Raw genomic sequence first — 18,224 nt, 5'->3', positions numbered from 1 at the left:
GCACGTGTCGTAGCGGCATGTGGTCCAGTGGGCGGCGAGCACGACGTCGAGAGGTTCCCCCGCATGCCCCTTCCTGCGATTCCCCGCCGGGTCAAGATCGGCGATGCCGCCGCGTTCGCCGGGACCACCCCCCGCGCCATCCGCCACTACCACGCCATCGGACTCCTCCCCGAGCCGGAACGCGGCAGTGACGACCGCCGCCGCTACGGATACGACGACATGATCCGCCTGCTGTGGATCCGCAAGATGACCGATGCGGGTGTTTCCCTGGACGACATCCGGGCCGGCTTCGAGGGCGCCACCGGCATCGAGCAGTCCCTGGCCCGGCTGGAGGACTCCCTCGCCTCCAGGGCAGCCGCCATCGAAGCCCAACGGGCGACCGTGCACCGCCTCCGCGAGGTGGGCAGCCCCCTGGGCCTGCTCTCACCACTGGTCAGCAGCCGCCTGCTCGACCTGCCCCCCGGAGCCCTGCGCTCCACCGACCTCGACGCCCTCCTGGTCACCGAGCGCATCTTCGGCCCCCTGGGCGCCGCCGCCCAGGCCACCCGGTTCATCACCCTGGCCACCCACCCCGAACTACGCGCCGAGGAAGACCGCCTGACCGAAGCCGAGACGGCCCTGGACGACACCGTGTCCCCCGACGACCCCCGCATCGAAGACCTGGCCGCCCAACGGTGCGCCCACGAGACGGCCCTGACAGCCGCCGCCGACGAGTCCGGCGTGGACGAGTCCCTGGACGCCCTCCTGGACCAGGAGGACGAGCCCACCGACGAGGAGGAAGGCGAGTCGCGGATGAGCGCGATGGACGCCATCGGCAAGATGCCGTACGACTTCTCCCCGGCCCGCCTCCGGTACGAGGAGCGGGTCATCGAACTGCTCTACTCGGCCGATGAGTAACCGGGTGGTCGCAGATCAGGTTGACCTTGTCCCCGCGCATGCGGGGGTAGGTCCCGTGATCGACGCGGAGCGGCAGGACTGGGCGCGCTCGTCTCCACGAGGGGCCCACCACGCGCACTGCTAAACAGGCAGGTTCCACCCCGGCCCCTCCGCGGTCCCGATCCAGACCCGTTGGGCGTCCTGCTTGATCGTGATGCCGAACGACGACAGGTGCGGAGCGCCGGCGCGCTGCCACGTGGCAATGGCGTCCTCAACGGCGCTCCAGAGCCGCAGCGGGCCGCGTTCCGTGACGGTCCATCCTCCGTTCCCGTCCGGTCGGGTGCGGGCCTGTGATCCCGTGGCGACGTCCAGCAGGATCTGTTCGGCACCCACGCCGAGCCGTTCGGCGGAGGGGGTGGCGAGTTGGGCGACGAAGCGGGCGGACCAGTCGTCCACCGAGGCGGGGTCGATCCGGCTCGGACGCTCGTCGCCGGGGAGCAGTTCCACGGGTCCGTGGGGCGGACGGTCGTGAGGACGGGCCATCATGAACGAGGTGTAGCCGGGCAGGAACCGGCCCTCGGCTCCGCCGGTCGCGTCAGCGGTGAGACGTACCAGACCGTGGCCGAACCCCCACCCTGCGAGCGTGACGAGCAGGGTCCCGCCTTCCCTCACCTGCCGCAGCAGCCCGTAGGGAACGTGCCGCATGGAGCAGAACGCGATCACGACGTCGTACGGCGCGCCCGCCGCGTATCCGAGCAGCCCGTCCCCGGTGATCAGGTTCGGACCGTATCCGGCCTCGGCGAGCGCCTTGCGGGCACGCTCCGCGGCGACGGGGTCGGTCTCGACCGCGGTGGTGTTGCCTTGGCCCGCGACCTCGCAGATGTACGCGGTCGACAGACCCGTGCCGGCACCGATGACGAGTACGCGCTTTCCTGCGGTGATGCCGGCCTGCTCGATCATCCACAGGACGAGCCCGGGCAGTGTGGAAGAGGACGTCGGGGTGCCGCCGGTCACTGGACTGGTCGCTTCCTCCGCCAGGACGCCGTCGAGTTGCGTCACCCAGGTCGTGTTCTCGTACGTGAGCCGTAGCCACTCGTCCAACGGTGTGTCGACGCGACGGGTGGGCGTCCACACGGTGACACCCGGCGGCGGGCTGGGCCGGTAGATCGCGGGGCCCAGGAAGACTTCCCGAGGGACGGTCTCGCCGGCGCGCCGCACCTCGGGATCGTGCAGGACGTCTTCGTCCACGAGGTGCTGGACGAGCTGTCGGCGCAGAGCCCTGGCGGCGGTGGACGTGGTCATGCGGTGGTGCCCTTCTGGAGGGTGTCAGCGAGCGCTGTCGCGATGGCCTGTGTGGTGGGTCGATCAACGAATGCCCACTGGCCGTTGGGGTTGCATTCGAGGAACCACCATCTGCCGGCGGTGTCGAGGGCGAAGTCGAATGCCCCGAACACCAAATCGAACGCATGAAGGTAGGACCGAACCGATGCACGGATCGCTGGAAGTATCGGAACCGGGGAAAAGGTGATCAACCGTTGGTCATAGCGCCAGTCCAGATGGTCGCCTTCTTTGTCGATTCGCGTGGCGAACATGTGGTCGCCAACCGCGGCGAGGCGGATGCCAGCGACTTTGGGTACTCAAGTCTGGAACAGGTGAGGACACAGCGCGATGGAGTCGTCGAGTTCATGGACACCAACGAGACTGGTCCAAACAGTCCGGCTCCGCCCCTTCTCGTCGGTCAAGTGCACGCCGTGCACAGGTTTGTAGATGACGGCCCCGTGTGCGGCAACGAACTTCCTTGCTTCAGCAGGGGCGTTCGTCACGATGCTCTTGGGTACCGTGAACCCGCATCGGGCCGCGGTCGTGAGCTGAGCAGGTTTGTAGTCAGCAGCACGGTTCCGGAAGAGGTCGTTGACGTGCAGCGCGGGCAGTGCCGTCAAGATCCCCGTATAGCCGGCTCGGCACTGCTCAACGGCGAACTTTTGCTCTGGCGAGGTGACTCGACTCGTGTCTCCGTAGGGGGACGGGCGACGCCAGTAGACGGATCGCACCGCAGAAAGGTCCAGACGTCTGGTCGGAGTGGTCAGATCGCCTGCAAGCCGTGCTCCTTCGATCTGCGCGCTGATGCTCGCGAGATCGGGAAAGTCCACCGCCGGGTCAAGCCGTACGACCGGAACACCCCGGCCGTACAGCTCGTTCAGCACTAGATCCGTTGTGACATCCTCCAGCGAGGTGATCACGAGGACCGTTGGCGAGTCCGGCATGTCAGTCCGGTACGTGGTCTTCGAGTGCGTCCGTGTCCGCCGGCTTCGGCGGTTGCGGACCACCACCGTCGGCCCCGGTCGCAGTCTGGGACGCTGTGGCCCTGTTCGTGCCGTGCTTGCCGCCCTCCCCCATGTCAACGCGCCGCCCAGACGCATCAAAATAAACTGCCGCCTGCGTTTCAGGATCGATTTCGGCTCGGGCGAAGGGCAGTGCAACACTGGTCGGGTACGGCGCAAGGCGCCTCACCCCCCATGGCTGAGTCGCGATTTCCATATTGGATCTCCTTGATGACTCGCAGGGAAATTGTCACGGTTCCACGTTCAGTTCCCCAGCCCTCCGATCGCTGGCACATTCACTCTGGGAAGGCAACGGTCTTGAGACGCTTTCGTAGGTCGAGGGCCTTCTGGTGATGACGAAGATCCGGGCGCTGGGCCAGATCGAGTTCGAGGCCGCGGAGGGCCGCTTCGACCTGTCTGGAGCGGACGGTGGACGCGTACTGCACCAGCGAGTCGGCCGTGGCGATCGTCTGTTCGAGGTCGTGCCGCCGGAGGTAAGAGCGGGCGAGCCACGCCCCGTGAAGAAGGGCGTCCCGGTCCTCGGTGCGCTCGGCGTGGGTACCCAACCAGGGGGTGATCAGCGGGTCGGCTTCGTCCAAGAGGCGCGGAGCCCCCGGCGCCTCCGCGAAGGCGGCGGTGATGAGGGTCTGGCCGGTAACGACGTTGAGGTCGGTGAGCCAGTACAGCCAGGGAGGTCGGCTCTCAAGCGCTTCGGTGTGGTCCAGGTGGCGATGCGCCTCTTCGGTCGACTGCCGCATTCCATGAACGTCGCCGAGAGCGGCGTGCGCGTGTGCATGACGGGCGGCGGCGAGGGCTCGTGCGGCGGGCGGTGCGGCTGATGCGGCGTCGATGCCAGCGTTCGCCAGACTGACGGCGTCGCGGAAGCGGCCCAAGGTGACGGCCTGGTAGGTGAGGCACCCGTGAAGGTGGGAGGCTAATGCAGGATCACCGGAATCGTGGGCGGCAGCCAGTCCGGTGCTGAAATAGCGCTGCGCCAGACCGTGCAATCCGGCATCCATGGCCATCCACCCCGCGGTTTGCGCCAGTTGCCCCCACAAATTGATCGCCCGATCACGGACGGCAGTTGTCGTGAAACGACCGTTGCGCACGTACTCGGCGACCAGGGTGAATTGCCGGTGGGCATGGTGGAGAGAAGACCGGTTGCCCCCCGCGGCGTCGTCAAGTTGCCGAACCGCATCGACGGTGGCGGCGATCACGTCGACAACGGCTTCCGTAACGGCCGGGCCGCGAATGGGCTTGGTCGGCTCGGCACTTGCCCGTGTGGGGATCGAACTGAGGCCCGTGCTCGTGAGTGCCGCGCCGCTGACGGCCAGAAATGTCCTGCGCTCCATGTCGCCCCCATCGTGGATAACCCACTGAGTAGCTGCTTCCACGGTAGCGCCGGGCGCGGCGGGCGGTAGCAGACCGTCGTCCGCGCGCACCCAGGAGGTGGAGGGGCGTACGCCCGGGCCCCACAGGTCAACGAGCGCGATGGGGCGGCCGAGTGCTTCGCTGAGCACGTGGGCGGTGATGGTGGGCAACGGGTCGCGAGGAACACGTCCCTTGGCGACCCAATCGGTCACGGTGGTCCGGGCGACGTAATCGGGCCCCAGAACGGAGTTGACCGCACGTGCCAAGCGGGCGGGAGACCACCCCAGTGCGGTCATGTGAGCAGCTAACGCATCGTTGCGCACAGTTGTTCGTCGCCCCCTCTTCTCCCGAATCTCGACGATAGCGAACTGAACGCCCCGAGAAGGATGACGACTTCGCCGTCACTTCCCGCAAAGTCGGCACCCAGCGTTGGTTTTCGCGAACGAGTCGTCAGGCGGGAGGGCTAAGGGCTGTCCCGTAATCCGGGAAGATCCCAACGCTGTGAACTGGGTGGAGCCGGCGGACAGGAAGAATCCGCCGACAGTTGCGGCCCCTCAGCCACCGCGGCCACACAAACAGAAATGGGCTTGAATTCGTGAACGATGAACAATCCCCGGGATCAAGATTAGCTGCCGTACGTACCGCTTTGGACGTCCTCGCGTGCTGGCGGCTGCGCGACTGGGCCACCATCGCCGGGCTCGCCGGGGACGCGCCCGTCATGGTGTGGGACGCGCTCACGACGTCCGGTGTCTGGGAGACGCTGCCCGACCACGAGCGTGCCGCGCTGCACTGGTGCCTCGCCGACGGGCGTCGGATCAGTAGGGCGTGGCCGCTCAGTACCGGGGTCGAGGAGTACCGGCCGCAGATCGTCGCGCTCTGCGTCGACGTCGCGCACTTCGCCGTGCGCTGCGAGCCCGGGCGGGCCGAGCAGTGGCCCGAGGCCGATCCGGCGCGGGACGGTGACGTGGCGTGCGCCGTCGAGTCATTACGGCAGTACGCCGCGCTGCCCGTCGTCTGGCGAGCGGCCGTGCTACGGCAGATGCAGCGCCACCGACGGCGCCTCCTGCCGGGCCCGGCCGCGCTCGGCGACGTCCTCGCCGAGGCGACCAAGCACGCCGCAGCCGGGGAGCGGCCACCGCCACCCGATTACGCCGACCTCCGCACGATCGACGGCCCCGAACTCGTCCATCGCATCGCCTTCTTGCCCCGGCCCTGGCAGGTGGAGGTCATGCGCCGCATCGCGGCCGGCGCCGACCCGGTGCGGGCGGAATCCGATGCTGGGTGCGCCATTGATGGCGTACGTGACTACGGCGTACGGGTCGGGAGCTGGAGCAGGCGATGACGCCCGGGCCGTGCGCTAGGTTCTGTGTTCAGGAGAGCGGGCTGAGGAGTCCAGTTTGTCGCATTCTTGGGAAGTGGGTAAAAACCAGGGTCTCCGCATGTGAAGTCGCAGGTCGGCGCCTGTAGTCCCCGCGCATGCGGGGGTGGTCCCTCTCACATGCCGCGGGTGGAGCGCCCGAGCAGGTAGTCCCCGCACCCGCGGGGTCACCCCCAGTCCCGCCCCGACCTCCCCCGCTTCCTCTCCGAGCGCTGCTTCTTCTCCCTCAAGCGGCGCTCGTTGATGCCCCGCGGGATGCGCGTCGGGCGGCGTTGCTTCGGTGGGGGTGCGGTCGCTTCCGCGAGGAGGGCGGCCAGGCGTGTCGCTGCCGTTTCGCGGTTGCGCCACTGGGAGCGGTGTTCCGAGGCGCGGACGGAGAGGACGCCGTCGACCAGGCGGGACGACAGGCGGTCCAGGGCGCGCGTCTTCCAGACCTCGGGGAGGGACGTCGTCGAGGCGAGGTCGAAGCGGAGTTCGACCTGGGAGTCGCTGGTGTTGACGTGTTGGCCGCCGGGGCCCGAGGAGCGGGAGAAACGCCACATCAGCTCGGCCTCCGGGAGGGAGACCGAGCCGCGTATGACGTAGGGACCGGGCATGGGTCCATGGTCCCCCGGCCGACCGCCGCGCGTCACCTGGAATTCGCCGGAACCCACGACCGCACCGGCAACGTTATGAAGGGATGACGGTAGTTTCGGTCCGTAGGGGTCGGATCCACCGGCCCGCACACGCGAACACAGACGCGCACACTAAGGGGATGTCCCAATGGCAGTAAGCCTGACCAAGGGCGGCAACGTCTCGCTCACCAAGGAGGCGCCGGGCCTCACCGCCGTCACGGTTGGCCTCGGTTGGGACGTCCGCACCACCACGGGCACCGACTTCGACCTGGACGCCTCCGCGATCGGCGTGAACGCCGCCGGCAAGGTCGCCTCCGACGCGCACTTCGTCTTCTTCAACAACCGCGCCACCCCGGACCAGACCATCGTCCACACCGGTGACAACCGCACCGGCGAGGGCGGCGGCGACGACGAGCAGATCAACGTCAACCTCGCCGGCCTGCCCGCCGACGTCGACAAGATCGTCTTCCCGGTCTCGATCTACGACGCGGTCTCCCGCTCGCAGAACTTCGGCCAGGTCCGCAACGCGTACATCCGCATCGTCAACCAGGCCGGCGGCGCCGAGATCGCCCGCTACGACCTGAGCGAGGACGCGGCCGTCGAGACCGCGATGGTCTTCGGCGAGCTGTACCGCAACGGCGCCGAGTGGAAGTTCCGCGCCGTCGGCCAGGGGTACGCCGCCGGCCTTGAGGGCATCGCCCGCGACTTCGGCGTCAACCTCTGAGGACCTGAGGATCTGAGGATCTGACGACGAGAACCCACGGGGCAGGGGGGCGGCCCGTCACCTCGGGCGGCCCCCCGTCCCGTACAGCCACACCTTCCACACCTTCCCCAGGTCCCGCCCCGACACCTCCTCCGCGTACGACGTGAAGTCCCGCGTCGACGCGTTCCCGTGCCGGTGCCGCTCGGGCCAGCCCTTCAGCAGCGCGAGGAACTTCTCCTCGCCCACCTCCCGCCGCACCTGGTGCAGCACCATCGCGCCCCGCCCGTACACCGGCGCGTCCGAGACGTGCTCCGCCGACGGCGGGGCGGCCGGCGGGAAGGCCCAGTTCGCATCCGTCTCGTACGCCTCCGCGAAGGAATCGTCCGCGGGGGTGCCCTCGCGGTCCTCCGCCCACAGCCACTCCGCGTACGTCGCGAAGCCCTCGCTCAGCCACATGTCCCGCCAGTTGGCCGGGGTCACCGAGTTCCCGTACCACTGGTGTGCCAGTTCATGGACGAGGGTCCGCAGGTCGAACATGCCGGCCGGGATCACCGGGCGGTTCTGGGTCTCCAGCGCGTACCCGGCCGCGCCGTCCCGTACGGCGATCGCGCCGACCGACGAGAAGGGGTACGGGCCGAAGCGGCCGGCGGCCCACTCCGTCACCTCCGCGACGCGGCCCGCGACGGCCGCGGTGCGCGCCGCCACCGTCGGGTCCGCGGCGCTCAGCACCGGCAGCCCGTCGCGGGTGCGGCCGTTCGTCGTCCCGTACGGGCCGATCACCAGGGTCGCGAGGTACGACGCCATCGGCGCGGTCGACCGCCACACGGACGTCCGCGCGGCTCCCTTCGTCGTCTCGCGCACCAACTCGCCGTTGGACAGCGCGGCCAGGTCCCGGGGCACGGTGACGGCGACGTCGTACGTCGCCTTGTCGCTGGGGTGGTGGTTGCCGGGGAACCACGCCATGGAGCCGGCCGGCTGGCCCAGGGCGAGCACGCCGCCCGCGGCCGTCCGCAGCCAGCCCTCCTCCGCGCCGTCGCGGTCGGTGATGGTGCGCGGGGTGCCGGCGTAACGCACGACCGTACGGAACGGGGCGCCGCGGCGCAGCTCGTCCCGGGGCCGTACGGTCAGCTCGTCGCCGGCCCGGTTGGCGGCGGCGGGCGCGCCGTCGACGGTGACGTCCGCCACCTCCATGCCGTGCAGGTCGAGGTTGAAGGCGCTCAGGTCCTGGGTGGCGTCGGCGAGGATCTCGGCGGAGCCGGAGAGGCGGTCGGCGGACGGGTCGTACTCCAGGGTGAGCCGGTAGTGGCGCACGTCGTAGCCGCCGTTCCCGAGGCGGGGGAAGAGCGGGTCCCGCAGGCCGGCCGCGCCCGGTGTGCCCGAAACGCCGCCCGAAACGCCGCCGTCGGTGCAGCCGACCAGGAGCGCCAGGGGAACCAGAGGGACGAGGAACCGAGGCAGTCGGCGCATGGGGCGATCGTAGGGAGCACCGCGGAGCTCGCGGCGGAACGCACCGCGGAGCGCACGGCGGAGCACCACCGAGCACGCCGACGGGCCGCCGCGGGAACGACACGCTCCCGCGGCGGCCCGTCCGACGTGAGGTCAGCGGGACAGCGCCGCGACGCCCGCCTTCGCGAACTCCTCGTCCTGCGCACCGCTCGGCGCGCCCGCGACGCCGATGCCCGCGATCGGGGCGCCCTTGGCCTGGACCGGCGCGCCGCCGCCGAGGAAGAGGGTGCCGGGGATGTCCTTCAGGTTCGGGGTGCTCTCCAGCCGCTTGACCAGCTCGGAGGTGGGGGCGTTCCAGGACACCGCGGTGAACGCCTTCTTCTCCGCCGACTCGTACGACTGCGGGCCCGCGCCGTCGCCGCGCAGCGTGACGATGGTGTTGCCGTTGCGGTCGACGACGGCGACCGTGACGCGCTGGCCGGCCTTCTCCGCCGCGTCCAGGGTGGCCTGCGCGGCCTTGGTGGCGGCGTCGACCGTCAGGTGGGTGGTCTGCTGGAGGTTGCGGTTGTGGGCGTCGGCCTTCACCGCGGCGCGCGACTCGGCGGCGGGCGCGGAGGCGCTGGCGGAGACCGCGCCGAACGTGCCGGCGCTGAGCGCGGCGGCGGCGACGGCACCGGTGATGACGCGGGCGCGGGTCGACATCTTCTTCATGGTCCTCAAGCTCCTGGGTTGCAGTGGTGGTGGCGTGCGGAGGGCGGGGCGGGCGGGCCGTGATGGCCGTGTGCCTCGGTCTGCCTTCGATTCTTCGGCCGGGACCGGGGTGCGGCCGTCGGCGTACCGGCTGCTCGGCGCGTGCATGATGGATGAGGCGCGGGTCGACCGATCGGCTGATGCGGGGGCGGTCGCGCCGGGTCACGATGCGGGGAAGGCGGGCCGGGAGACACCACGGCCGACGGCACGCACGACCGACGATGCGCGCGCCCGCGCCGGGAGAACGACGACGGACACGGACATGAACGAACACACCACCGCGGACGCCGGCACGCGCCGCAGCTCGGATGCCGACCGCGGCGCACGGCGCGACGACCGCTGGCTCGACGTGCTGATGAACGTCACGTTCCTGACACTGCTCGCCGGCGCGCTGCTGCGGTTCGTGCTCAACCACCCGGGCAGCCCGCGCCTGCCGTGGGTCATCTCGCTGAGCACCGCGCTCGCGCTGCTCCAGCTCGCCGGCCCCTGGCTCACCGCGCGCGTCCCCGGCCGCACCGACCGCGCCGAGCTGGTGCGCTTCGGGCTGGTCGTCGGGTGCTGGGTGGTCATCGTGCTGCTCGCGCCGAGCTTCGCGTGGTGTGCCGTACCGCTGATCTACACCGCACTGCGGACGCTGCCGACCGGCGCGGCGATCGCGCTCGTCGCCGTCCTGAGCGCGCTCGTCGTGTACGCGGAGTGGCAACTGCGCCACGGCCTCGACCCCAACCTCTTCCTCCTGCCGCCGACCGTCGCCGCGCTCGCGACCGGCGTCTTCCTGCACATGCGCCGGCAGGCCGAACGCCTCCAGGCGCTGGTGGACGACCTGATCCGGACCCGGCGCGAGCTGGCCGCGACGGAGCGTCGCGAGGGGACGCTCGCCGAGCGGCAGCGGCTGTCGATGGAGATCCACGACACGCTCGCGCAGAGCCTGTCGAGCCAGCAGATGCTGCTCCAGGCCGCGGAGCGGACCTGGGACAGCGACGCGACGACCGCGCGCGGCCACGTCCGTACGGCCGAGGCCATCGCGGAGCGCAGCCTCGCCGAAGCCCGCCGCTTCGTGCACGACCTGGCCCCGGCGGACCTCGCGGCCGGCGGCGGGCTCGCGCAGGCGCTGCACGCGCTCGCCGCGCGCGAGTCGTCGGACGCGCTGCGGGTGCGCTGCCACGTGGACGGGGTGCCGGTGCCATTGCCCGTACGGGTCCAGTCGGCGCTGCTGCGGATCGCGCAGGGCGCGCTGGCGAACGTACGGGAGCACGCCGACGCCTCCCGCGCCACGCTCACCCTCAGCCACCTGGACGACCAGGTCGTCCTGGACGTCGCGGACGACGGACGCGGGTTCGGCACCTCCGACGTCGACGTGCCGCCCGGGGTCCGGGGCCACGGCATCGCGGCGATGCGGGCGCGGGTGGGGCAGCTCGGCGGGTCCCTCACCATCGAGTCAGCGGCCGGCGAAGGTACGGTCGTGTCCGCCGCGATCCCCCTGGAGCAGCCATGACGAGTCCCGGTCCGAGCCCTGTGCGCATCCTGCTCTGCGACGACCACGCCGTCGTGCGCGCCGGGCTGCTCGCGCTGCTGGGCAGCGCGCCCGACATCGAGGTGGTGGGCGAGGCCGGCAGCGGCGAGGAGGCGGTGGCGATGGCGGCGAAGCTGGCGCCGGACGTGGTGCTGATGGACCTCCAGCTCGGCCCGGGCATCGACGGTGTGGAGGCGACGCGCCGGATCGCCGCGTCCAACGCGGACGCTGCGCACGACGTGCACGTGCTGGTGCTCACGACGTACGACACGGACGCGGACATCACCCGGGCGATCGAGGCGGGCGCGACGGGCTACCTGCTGAAGGCGGAGCGCCCGGAGGAGCTGTTCACCGCGATCCACTCGGCGGCGCAGGGGCGTACGGCGCTGTCGGCGCCGGTCGCCACGCGCGTGATGGACCGCATGCGCGGCGCGGGCCGTCCGTCCCTGACGGAACGGGAGACGGACATCCTGGGGCAGCTGGCGCGGGGGCTGGGCAATCGGGAGATCGCGCGGGCGCTGTTCATCAGCGAGGCGACGGTGAAGACGCACCTGGGGAGGATCTACGCGAAGTTGGGGGTGGACACGAGGGCGGGTGCGGTGGCTGTCGCCAAAGAAACCCGCTTGTTGCCGTAGGCGGGCGGGGGCGCCGTTCCCTGCGGGTTGCGTTCCGCCTGCGGGCTGGTGGTGGGTTGCGCGCCCCCCCAGCGCCACCTGACCTGACCGCCGTTCCCTCGCGGGAGCATCGGTCTCCGCGGCCCGGTGGTGGGCTTGTCGCGCAGTTCCCCGCGCCCCTGACACACCCGCCATTCCCATGCGGGAGCATGGGTCCCTGCGGCCCGGTAAGTGGTTGCTCGCGCAGTTCCCCCCGCCCCTAATACGCCTGCGGTGGCCGGCAAGTGCAGGGACCACAGATGGCCCGCAGGTGATCATCGGGGGCAGCGAAACAGGGGCGCGGGGAACTGCGCGAGCAACCCACCACCGGGCCGCAGAGGCCAGCGCGGCCCGCAGGGCAGCGGCGGGGTGGCCCTGGGCAAGGCGCACGCACTCGCAGGGGCATGGCACCATCCCAGGGTGCTTGACATCGGGTATTCGCTATCGCGCCGCTTTCCGGACCCTCCGCAGACGGACTACCGTCGCGCCGACACCCACACCCTCCGCCACGACCTCTTCTGCGGAGACGTGTACCTCGCCGACACCGACGCCGACCGGGAGTTGTCCACAGCCTGGGGATGGGTGCCGGTGCTCGACTTCGCCTGGGCGCTGTGCGACGTCGTGGAGGAGCTGGACCGGGACCCGCTCGGCAGCCGCGCGGCGCGGCCCCAGCACGCCGAGCTGGACTTCACGGAGTCGACGGACCGGATGCTGTTCCGGCGGCGGTTCGGGTTCGTGGAGGTGTCCGCGGACTGGGTGCCGGGCGAGGAGCGACCGTTGTCCTTCGCGCACACCGCGCTGCGGCGCGAGGCCCGCGACTTCCTGCACGACCTCGTCGCGGACCTGACCGACCTGCACGAAGGGCTCGCCGACAACCCGGTGGTCTGGGACCTCCAGGCCCGCTTCCCCCGCGTCTGACCACGCACGGAGCGCGGCGTGTCACATTCCGCGGCCCTGCATCCGTCCCCTTGGTGACAGCACGCACCACCAGCGCGCACCAAGGGGAAGGACCACCAGCCATGCACATCACCGTCGTCGGCGGCGGAGTCGCCGGACTCACCGCCGCCCTCGCCGCCGCCGAGGCCGGCGCGCAGGTCACCCTCTACGAGGCCCACCACGCCCTGGGCGGCCGGGGCCGCACCACCGACGGGCCGTACCTGGCCAACGAAGGGCCGCACGTCTTCTACACCGGCCCCATGTGGGACTGGCTGCGCCGGCGCGACCTGATCGGGCCCGTCGGGCGCATCCCGTTGCGGGACGCCGTCACGTTCCGGTTCCGCCGGAGCGGCGCCGCGCGCGCCCTGCCGCCGCGCGGGCTGGTGCGGCTGGCCCGTACCGACCTGCGCAAGGCGCCCGTGGACGTGGACTTCCTGACCTGGGCCACCGGGGTCGCCGGGGCGGAGTCGGCCCGGGCCGCGGCGAACTTCATCGGGGTCGTCGCCTTCCACCACGACCCCGGGTCGCTCTCCGCCGCGTTCGTGCAGGAGCGGCTGCGGCGGGTCGTCGCGGTGCCGCCCGGCGCGCGCTACCTGCGGGGCGGCTGGGGGCAGGCGATCGAGCGGATGGCCCGCCGGGCGCGGGAGGCGGGCGTACGCATCGAGACCTCGGCCCGCGTGGACGCGCTGCCGGCAGCCCGCGGACCGGTGATCGTCGCCACCTCGCTCGCCGCGGCCCGCACGCTGCTGGGCGACGACTCGCTGCGCTGGACCGGCGGCCGTACGACCCTGGTCGACCTGGGTCTGGCGAACCGCCGGCGCGGGCGCCGGGACGCGTTCATCGTCTCCGACCTGGACGCCCCGGGCTGGGTGGAGCGGTTCTCGGCGACCTCGTCCGCGCTCGCCCCCGCCGGGCACTCCCTCGTCCAGGCCCAGGTCCCCATCGCCCCCGGCGAGTCGAAGGCGGACGGCTCGGCCCGCGCGGAGGAGCTGTTCGACCTGGGGTGCCCCGGCTGGCGCGAGCGGGTGGCGTGGCGGCGCGACGCGCTCGCGCAGGACCGTACGGGCGCGCTCGACCTGCCCGGCACCACCTGGCGGGACCGGCCCGCGATCGACCGGGGCGACGGGGTCTTCCTCGCCGGCGACCAGGTCGCGGCGCCCGGGCTGCTGGGCGAAGTCGCCTTCCACAGCGGCCTGGAGGCGGCCGGGCTCGCACTGCGCGCACTGCGCAGCACCTCCCCCTCCTCCGGCACCTCCCCCTCCTCCGGCACCTCCCCCACCTCACGAACCCAATCCACGGAACCCCTTGACCTCAAGCTTCCTTGAGGTTGAAGAGTGATGGTCGTACGCAGACGCCAGCGCCCAGCCCCAAGGGGGATACCCATGTACGCCGTCCGCCTCCACGCCTACGGTCCCGCCGAGAACCTGACGTACGAGCGCGTCGACGACCCGGTCCCCGGCCCCGGCCAGGTGCGGATCGCCGTCGCCGCGGCCGGGGTGCACCTGCTGGACACCGCGCTGCGCGCCGGCGGCACGGGCCCCTACCCGGAGCCCGTGCCGCTGCCCACCATCCCCGGCCGCGAGGTCGCCGGCACCGTCGTCTCGCTCGGCGAGGGCGTCGAAGCGAAGTGGCTCGGCCGCCCGGTCGTCGCACACATCGGGATGGTGCCCGGCGGATACGCCGAACTCGTCGTCACCGGGGCCGAACGGCTCCAGGAGCTCCCCGACGGCGTCGACCCCGCCGAGGCCGTCGCCATGATCGGCACGGGCCGCACGACGATGGGCATCCTCCAGTTCGCGGACCTCGGCCCGGACGCCGTCGCCCTGGTCACCGCGGCGGCGGGCGGCATCGGCACCCTGCTGGTGCAGTACGCGAAGAACGCCGGCGCCACCGTCGTCGGCCTCGCCGGCGGCCCGAACAAGGTCACCCGCGTCCTCGCCAACGGCGCCGACCTCGCGGTCGACTACCTGAACGACGACTGGGCCGACGAGGTCCGCGACCACCTGGGCGGCAACCGCGCCACCGTCGTCTTCGACGCGGTCGGCGGCGGCACCGCGCGCACCGCCGTCGACCTGCTCGGCAAGGGCGGCCACCACCTCGTCTACGGCTGGGCCAACGAGGGCCTGCAAGGCGGCGGACCGCTCACCTTCCCCGAGGAGGAGTTGGCGGAGCGCGGCATCACGTCGACGAACGTCCTCGACGGCCCGATGATGCTCGCGCCGGTGAACGGGAACGTGCGCACCCTGGAGGACCGCGCCCTCGCCGAACTCACCACCGGCCGGCTGCGCCCCGGCGTCCAGCGCTTCCCGCTGGCCGACGCGGCACGGGCGCACCACGCGCTGGAAAACCGGAGGACCATGGGCAAAGTGGTGCTCATCCCCTGACGCGCGGCGCCGGCGGAAACAAAATCCGATCCGCTGGCGCTGAGCGAGAGGGGGGCGGGGCGGTCGGCCACGGGGGATCGACCGCCCCGCCCCGTACCTCCCCGCCAGCTCCTACGTACCTCGCGTACGGCCCGGGGAAGACGTCCTCAACTCGCGGGCTCCGCCCACGTCCTCAGCCCACGTCCTCAGCCCGCGGCTCAACCCGCGGCGAGCTTCGCCAAGTCCCCGTCCGTCACCCGGAACACATGGCTGTCCTCCATCGGCCACGCCCCGAGCGAACGGTAGAAGGCGATCGATTCGGTCATCTTGTCCAGCACCGACCACTCCAGCCGCTCGTACCCGCGCTCCGCGCAGATCCGCGCCAACTCGACCAGCAGCGCCTTCCCGTACCCCCCGCCGCGCTGCTCCGGCGACACGTACAGGTCCTCCAGATAGATGCCGTGCACCCCGCGCCAGGTGGAGAAGGTGAGGAACCACAGCGCGAAGCCGACGACCGCGCCGTCATCGGCGACGGCGACGTGCGCGTACGCGGCCGGCGCCGGACCGAACAGCGCCTCGCGGACCTGCTCTTCGGTGGCGCGGACCTCGGACAGATAGCCCTGGTGCTCGGCGAGCTCCCGAATCATGCGGTGGATGTCGGGGACGTCGGCGGGCCGTGCGGTACGAATCATGGTCACAGCATGCGACGGAGCCAAGGGCTCACGCCAGAGAGCACGGCCGCGGACCCACCCTGCTCAGAGCCTCAAGACCGCGCAGAGCGTCACGACCGCGCAAGGCGTCACGGCCGCGCAGGACCTCATGACCGTGCAAGGCGTCACGGCCGCGCAGAGCGTCACGGCCGCGCCGCCAGCAGCGCGAGCGCGATCTCCGCCGGCTCCTGCGGCAGTTCCTCCGCCCCGTCGTCCGCGACGTCCCACAGGAAGCACTGCAACGACCGCCCGAGCGTCCACGCCCTGGCCCGCTCCCGGTCCAGCCCCAACACCTCGGCCATCAGGTCGAACCGCCACACCGTGGCCGCCGGATCGGGGTCGTAACGGTTCGTCAGCGCCGGCAGCAGCTCGAACCCGGGGTCGCCGGCGAGCGGCTTCGGATCGATCGCCAGCCACGGCTCGCGCTCGGCGGCGAGCACGTTGTCGTAGTGCAGGTCCCAGTGGAGCAGCCGGTCGCCCGGCTCGCCCGCGACCTCCCGCACCGCCGCCGCGCAGTCGAGCAGCAGCCGCCGCTCGTCCCCGTCGCCGAGGCGCCGCGCCGCGTCCGGCACCTGCGCCAGCATCGCGGCCGTGACGTCGCCCAGCCGCCGCATCCCTGCGGGCGCGGGCCCGGCCGAGAGCCGGGCCAGCAGCTCGGCGATCACCTGCACGGCCTGCCGCACGTCGGGCACTGCGGACAGGTGGCGGGTGGCGTCCAAGCCCTCCAGCAGCAGCGCGCCCGTCGCCGGGTCGTGCTCCAGCAGCCGTACGGCACCGGCGCCGTTCCACGTCCGCAGGGCGTCCGGCTCCCCCTCCGTCTCCTCGTCCACCGGCCCGATCTTCAGTACGGATTCCGTGCCGTCGGCGCGTACGACGGGCAGCACGAGCGAGACCAGACCGTGCATCGGCGCTCCCGTGCGCCGCAGCTCCCACTGCTCCAGGAGTTCGGCGGCGCGGGCCGGAAGCCCTTCGATGAAGGCCCGGGAGGCCGCTCCGCCGTGCGCGGCGTGCGTGTCCACGAGTGCTTGGGGAACCTCGATCATGGCCCGATCCTAGGCAGGAAGCACACAACGAATTCCGGCATTTCCAGCCCCGCCCCGGCCGCATAGTCTCGTGCGTACCCGCATCGCACCCGGCCAGTGAGCAGGAACGACATGAGCACCACCACGAGCACCGTCAACGGCGGCATTTCGTTCTGGTACGCGCGCAGCGGGCTCCCCGCGCCCCGCGAGCCGCTGCCCGGCGACGCCACGGCGGACGTCTGCATCGTCGGCGGCGGCTACACCGGCCTGTGGACGGCGTACTACCTCAAGAAGGCCGTCCCCTTCCTGAACATCACCGTCCTCGAAGCCTCCTTCTGCGGCTACGGCGCCTCCGGCCGCAACGGGGGCTGGCTCTACAACGGCATCGCCGGCCGCGACCGCTACGCCAAGCTGCACGGCCACGAGGCCGCCGTCCGCCTCCAGCAGGCCATGAACGAATCGGTCGCCGAGGTCATCGCGGTCGCCGCGGACGAGGGCATCGAAGCCGACGTCCACCGGGGCGGCGTCCTCGAAGTCGCCCGCTCCCCCGCCCAGCGCGCCCGGCTCACCGCGTACCACTCCGTCGAAGTCGCCTTCGGCGAACACGACCGGGTGCTGCTGGGCGCCCGGGAGACCGCCGAGCGCATCCGGATCGCCGGCGCCGTCGCCGCCACCTGGACGCCGCACGGCGCGCGCCTGGACCCGGCGAAGCTGGTGAAGGGGCTCGCGGCGGCCGTCGAGGCGCTCGGCGTCACCATCCACGAGTCCACGCCCGTCACCGAGATCCGCCCCAAGCACGCCGTGACCCCGTACGGCACGGTCCGCGCCCCGTACGTACTGCGCTGCACCGAGGGCTTCACCGCCGGCATCAAGGGCCAGCGCCGCACCTGGCTGCCGATGAACTCGTCGATGGTCGTCACCGAGCCGCTGGCACCGTCCGCGTGGGAGGCCATCGGCTGGGACGGCCGGGAGACGCTCGGCGACCTAGCCCACGCGTACGTGTACGCGCAGCGCACCGCGGACGACCGGATCGCCATCGGCGGCCGGGGCGTGCCGTACCGCTACGGCTCCCGCACCGACAACGACGGCCGCACGCAGCCGGAGACCGTCGCCGCCCTGCGCGACGTCCTGGTCCGCTTCTTCCCCACCCTGGCCGGCACCCGCATCGACCACGCCTGGTCCGGCGTGCTCGGCGTGCCCCGCGACTGGTGCGCCACGGTCACCCTGGACCGCTCGACGGGCCTGGGCTGGGCGGGCGGCTACGTCGGCTCCGGCGTCACCACCGCCAACCTGGCCGCCCGCACCCTGCGCGACCTGATCCAACAGGACTCGGGGCAGGGCGGGGCGACGGAGCTGACCGGACTGCCGTGGGTGGGGCACGAGGTGCGCAAGTGGGAGCCGGAGCCGCTGCGCTGGCTGGGCGTGCAGGCGATGTACGCGGCGTACCGCGGCGCGGACCGCCGGGAGTCGACGGCGCACTCCACGGAGACGGACCGGGTGGCCCGACTGGCGGACCGGATCTCGGGACGGTAGGACCTGAGTCGGTCAGGATCTGAGTTGGTCGGGAC

At 71.7% G+C, this 18,224-nt stretch carries 19 protein-coding genes; 9 read left to right on the top strand and 10 right to left on the bottom strand.

The window, feature by feature from the left end; all coding sequences use genetic code 11:
- Window positions 1-63: 63 nt before the first annotated feature.
- A complete protein-coding gene (locus ABZ842_RS14215) occupies window positions 64-897 on the top strand; it encodes a MerR family transcriptional regulator (protein WP_361536667.1) in 834 nt (277 codons plus the stop codon).
- A 120-nt stretch (window positions 898-1,017) separates the two neighbouring features.
- On the opposite strand, the gene tgmC is transcribed toward ABZ842_RS14215, so the two are convergent.
- From tgmC to ABZ842_RS14190, 5 genes are all read right to left on the bottom strand, one after another.
- Window positions 1,018-2,178 (bottom strand): ATP-grasp peptide maturase system methyltransferase, encoded by a 1,161-nt coding sequence (tgmC, locus tag ABZ842_RS14210; protein WP_361536665.1) that lies wholly within the window; start codon window positions 2,176-2,178, stop codon window positions 1,018-1,020.
- Window positions 2,175-2,468, bottom strand: coding sequence for a hypothetical protein (locus ABZ842_RS14205; RefSeq protein WP_361536663.1), 294 nt, complete (start codon window positions 2,466-2,468; stop codon window positions 2,175-2,177). Before ABZ842_RS14205 ends, tgmC begins: the two co-directional genes overlap by 4 nt.
- A 45-nt stretch (window positions 2,469-2,513) precedes the next feature.
- A complete protein-coding gene (locus ABZ842_RS14200) occupies window positions 2,514-3,140 on the bottom strand; it encodes an MvdC/MvdD family ATP grasp protein (protein ID WP_361536661.1) in 627 nt (208 codons plus the stop codon).
- A gap of 1 nt (window position 3,141) precedes the next feature.
- Entirely contained in the window at window positions 3,142-3,414 is a 273-nt protein-coding gene (gene tgmA, locus ABZ842_RS14195; protein ID WP_361536659.1) for a putative ATP-grasp-modified RiPP, read from the bottom strand.
- 79 nt (window positions 3,415-3,493) lie between these two features.
- Window positions 3,494-4,864 carry a hypothetical protein gene (locus ABZ842_RS14190; protein ID WP_361536657.1) on the bottom strand — a complete coding sequence of 457 codons (1,371 nt, stop codon included), beginning with the start codon at window positions 4,862-4,864 and terminating at the stop codon, window positions 3,494-3,496.
- Window positions 4,865-5,214: 350 nt separating this feature from the next.
- Here ABZ842_RS14190 and ABZ842_RS14185 point away from each other — a divergent pair, with 350 nt between their 5' ends.
- Complete coding sequence (locus ABZ842_RS14185; RefSeq protein WP_361536655.1) at window positions 5,215-5,910, top strand: hypothetical protein; 696 nt, start codon at window positions 5,215-5,217, stop codon at window positions 5,908-5,910.
- 203 nt (window positions 5,911-6,113) lie between these two features.
- Here ABZ842_RS14185 and arfB read toward each other — a convergent pair whose 3' ends face one another.
- Window positions 6,114-6,542 carry an alternative ribosome rescue aminoacyl-tRNA hydrolase ArfB gene (gene arfB / locus ABZ842_RS14180; protein ID WP_361536652.1) on the bottom strand — a complete coding sequence of 143 codons (429 nt, stop codon included), beginning with the start codon at window positions 6,540-6,542 and terminating at the stop codon, window positions 6,114-6,116.
- Window positions 6,543-6,708: 166 nt separating this feature from the next.
- Here arfB and ABZ842_RS14175 point away from each other — a divergent pair, with 166 nt between their 5' ends.
- On the top strand, window positions 6,709-7,284 hold the full coding sequence (locus ABZ842_RS14175) for a TerD family protein (RefSeq protein ID WP_361536650.1): 576 nt from the start codon (window positions 6,709-6,711) through the stop codon (window positions 7,282-7,284).
- Window positions 7,285-7,341: 57 nt separating this feature from the next.
- Here the strand turns inward: ABZ842_RS14175 and ABZ842_RS14170 are convergent, their stop codons facing one another.
- Both ABZ842_RS14170 and ABZ842_RS14165 read right to left on the bottom strand, forming a co-directional pair.
- Window positions 7,342-8,730 carry a M1 family metallopeptidase gene (locus ABZ842_RS14170; RefSeq protein WP_361536648.1) on the bottom strand — a complete coding sequence of 463 codons (1,389 nt, stop codon included), beginning with the start codon at window positions 8,728-8,730 and terminating at the stop codon, window positions 7,342-7,344.
- 132 nt (window positions 8,731-8,862) lie between these two features.
- Entirely contained in the window at window positions 8,863-9,420 is a 558-nt protein-coding gene (locus tag ABZ842_RS14165) for a heme-binding protein (RefSeq protein ID WP_361536646.1), read from the bottom strand.
- Between the two features lie 394 nt (window positions 9,421-9,814).
- Here ABZ842_RS14165 and ABZ842_RS14160 point away from each other — a divergent pair, with 394 nt between their 5' ends.
- From ABZ842_RS14160 to ABZ842_RS14140, 5 genes are all read left to right on the top strand, one after another.
- Window positions 9,815-10,954, top strand: a complete 1,140-nt coding sequence (locus tag ABZ842_RS14160) for a sensor histidine kinase (RefSeq protein WP_361536910.1) — start codon at window positions 9,815-9,817, stop codon at window positions 10,952-10,954.
- A complete protein-coding gene (locus tag ABZ842_RS14155; protein ID WP_361536644.1) occupies window positions 10,951-11,607 on the top strand; it encodes a response regulator transcription factor in 657 nt (218 codons plus the stop codon). Before ABZ842_RS14160 ends, ABZ842_RS14155 begins: the two co-directional genes overlap by 4 nt.
- Before the next feature lie 438 nt (window positions 11,608-12,045).
- Window positions 12,046-12,543 carry a hypothetical protein gene (locus ABZ842_RS14150; RefSeq protein WP_361536642.1) on the top strand — a complete coding sequence of 166 codons (498 nt, stop codon included), beginning with the start codon at window positions 12,046-12,048 and terminating at the stop codon, window positions 12,541-12,543.
- A 101-nt stretch (window positions 12,544-12,644) separates the two neighbouring features.
- The gene (locus ABZ842_RS14145; protein WP_361536640.1) at window positions 12,645-13,886 is read left to right on the top strand and encodes an NAD(P)-binding protein; all 1,242 of its coding nucleotides are present in this window, start codon (window positions 12,645-12,647) and stop codon (window positions 13,884-13,886) included.
- Between the two features lie 57 nt (window positions 13,887-13,943).
- The gene (locus ABZ842_RS14140; protein ID WP_361536638.1) at window positions 13,944-14,945 is read left to right on the top strand and encodes a zinc-binding dehydrogenase; all 1,002 of its coding nucleotides are present in this window, start codon (window positions 13,944-13,946) and stop codon (window positions 14,943-14,945) included.
- Window positions 14,946-15,142: 197 nt separating this feature from the next.
- Here the strand turns inward: ABZ842_RS14140 and ABZ842_RS14135 are convergent, their stop codons facing one another.
- Both ABZ842_RS14135 and ABZ842_RS14130 read right to left on the bottom strand, forming a co-directional pair.
- Window positions 15,143-15,616 carry a GNAT family N-acetyltransferase gene (locus ABZ842_RS14135; protein WP_361536636.1) on the bottom strand — a complete coding sequence of 158 codons (474 nt, stop codon included), beginning with the start codon at window positions 15,614-15,616 and terminating at the stop codon, window positions 15,143-15,145.
- 161 nt (window positions 15,617-15,777) lie between these two features.
- Window positions 15,778-16,677 carry an aminoglycoside phosphotransferase family protein gene (locus ABZ842_RS14130; RefSeq protein WP_361536634.1) on the bottom strand — a complete coding sequence of 300 codons (900 nt, stop codon included), beginning with the start codon at window positions 16,675-16,677 and terminating at the stop codon, window positions 15,778-15,780.
- A gap of 111 nt (window positions 16,678-16,788) precedes the next feature.
- Here ABZ842_RS14130 and ABZ842_RS14125 point away from each other — a divergent pair, with 111 nt between their 5' ends.
- Window positions 16,789-18,189 carry an FAD-dependent oxidoreductase gene (locus ABZ842_RS14125; protein WP_361536632.1) on the top strand — a complete coding sequence of 467 codons (1,401 nt, stop codon included), beginning with the start codon at window positions 16,789-16,791 and terminating at the stop codon, window positions 18,187-18,189.
- The last annotated feature ends 35 nt before the right edge of the window (window positions 18,190-18,224 follow it).

It is taken from the genome of Streptomyces sp. NPDC047315, from assembly GCF_040643215.1.
Lineage (GTDB): Bacteria > Actinomycetota > Actinomycetes > Streptomycetales > Streptomycetaceae > Streptomyces.
The sequence above is the reverse complement of the archived record's forward strand: the minus strand, read 5'-3'. Positions and strand labels throughout refer to the sequence as shown.

Bases quoted from the DNA above. Each gene is read 5' to 3' on its own strand.
- ABZ842_RS14215 (WP_361536667.1), top strand. From the start codon at position 64: ATGCCCCTTCCTGCGATTCCCCGCCGGGTCAAGATCGGCGATGCCGCC.
- tgmC (WP_361536665.1), bottom strand. From the start codon at position 2,178: ATGACCACGTCCACCGCCGCCAGGGCTCTGCGCCGACAGCTCGTCCAG.
- ABZ842_RS14205 (WP_361536663.1), bottom strand. From the start codon at position 2,468: ATGTTCGCCACGCGAATCGACAAAGAAGGCGACCATCTGGACTGGCGC.
- ABZ842_RS14200 (WP_361536661.1), bottom strand. From the start codon at position 3,140: ATGCCGGACTCGCCAACGGTCCTCGTGATCACCTCGCTGGAGGATGTC.
- tgmA (WP_361536659.1), bottom strand. From the start codon at position 3,414: ATGGAAATCGCGACTCAGCCATGGGGGGTGAGGCGCCTTGCGCCGTAC.
- ABZ842_RS14190 (WP_361536657.1), bottom strand. From the start codon at position 4,864: ATGACCGCACTGGGGTGGTCTCCCGCCCGCTTGGCACGTGCGGTCAAC.
- arfB (WP_361536652.1), bottom strand. From the start codon at position 6,542: ATGCCCGGTCCCTACGTCATACGCGGCTCGGTCTCCCTCCCGGAGGCC.
- ABZ842_RS14175 (WP_361536650.1), top strand. From the start codon at position 6,709: ATGGCAGTAAGCCTGACCAAGGGCGGCAACGTCTCGCTCACCAAGGAG.
- ABZ842_RS14170 (WP_361536648.1), bottom strand. From the start codon at position 8,730: ATGCGCCGACTGCCTCGGTTCCTCGTCCCTCTGGTTCCCCTGGCGCTC.
- ABZ842_RS14165 (WP_361536646.1), bottom strand. From the start codon at position 9,420: ATGAAGAAGATGTCGACCCGCGCCCGCGTCATCACCGGTGCCGTCGCC.
- ABZ842_RS14160 (WP_361536910.1), top strand. From the start codon at position 9,815: ATGAACGTCACGTTCCTGACACTGCTCGCCGGCGCGCTGCTGCGGTTC.
- ABZ842_RS14155 (WP_361536644.1), top strand. From the start codon at position 10,951: ATGACGAGTCCCGGTCCGAGCCCTGTGCGCATCCTGCTCTGCGACGAC.
- ABZ842_RS14145 (WP_361536640.1), top strand. From the start codon at position 12,645: ATGCACATCACCGTCGTCGGCGGCGGAGTCGCCGGACTCACCGCCGCC.
- ABZ842_RS14140 (WP_361536638.1), top strand. From the start codon at position 13,944: ATGTACGCCGTCCGCCTCCACGCCTACGGTCCCGCCGAGAACCTGACG.
- ABZ842_RS14135 (WP_361536636.1), bottom strand. From the start codon at position 15,616: ATGATTCGTACCGCACGGCCCGCCGACGTCCCCGACATCCACCGCATG.
- ABZ842_RS14130 (WP_361536634.1), bottom strand. From the start codon at position 16,677: ATGATCGAGGTTCCCCAAGCACTCGTGGACACGCACGCCGCGCACGGC.
- ABZ842_RS14125 (WP_361536632.1), top strand. From the start codon at position 16,789: ATGAGCACCACCACGAGCACCGTCAACGGCGGCATTTCGTTCTGGTAC.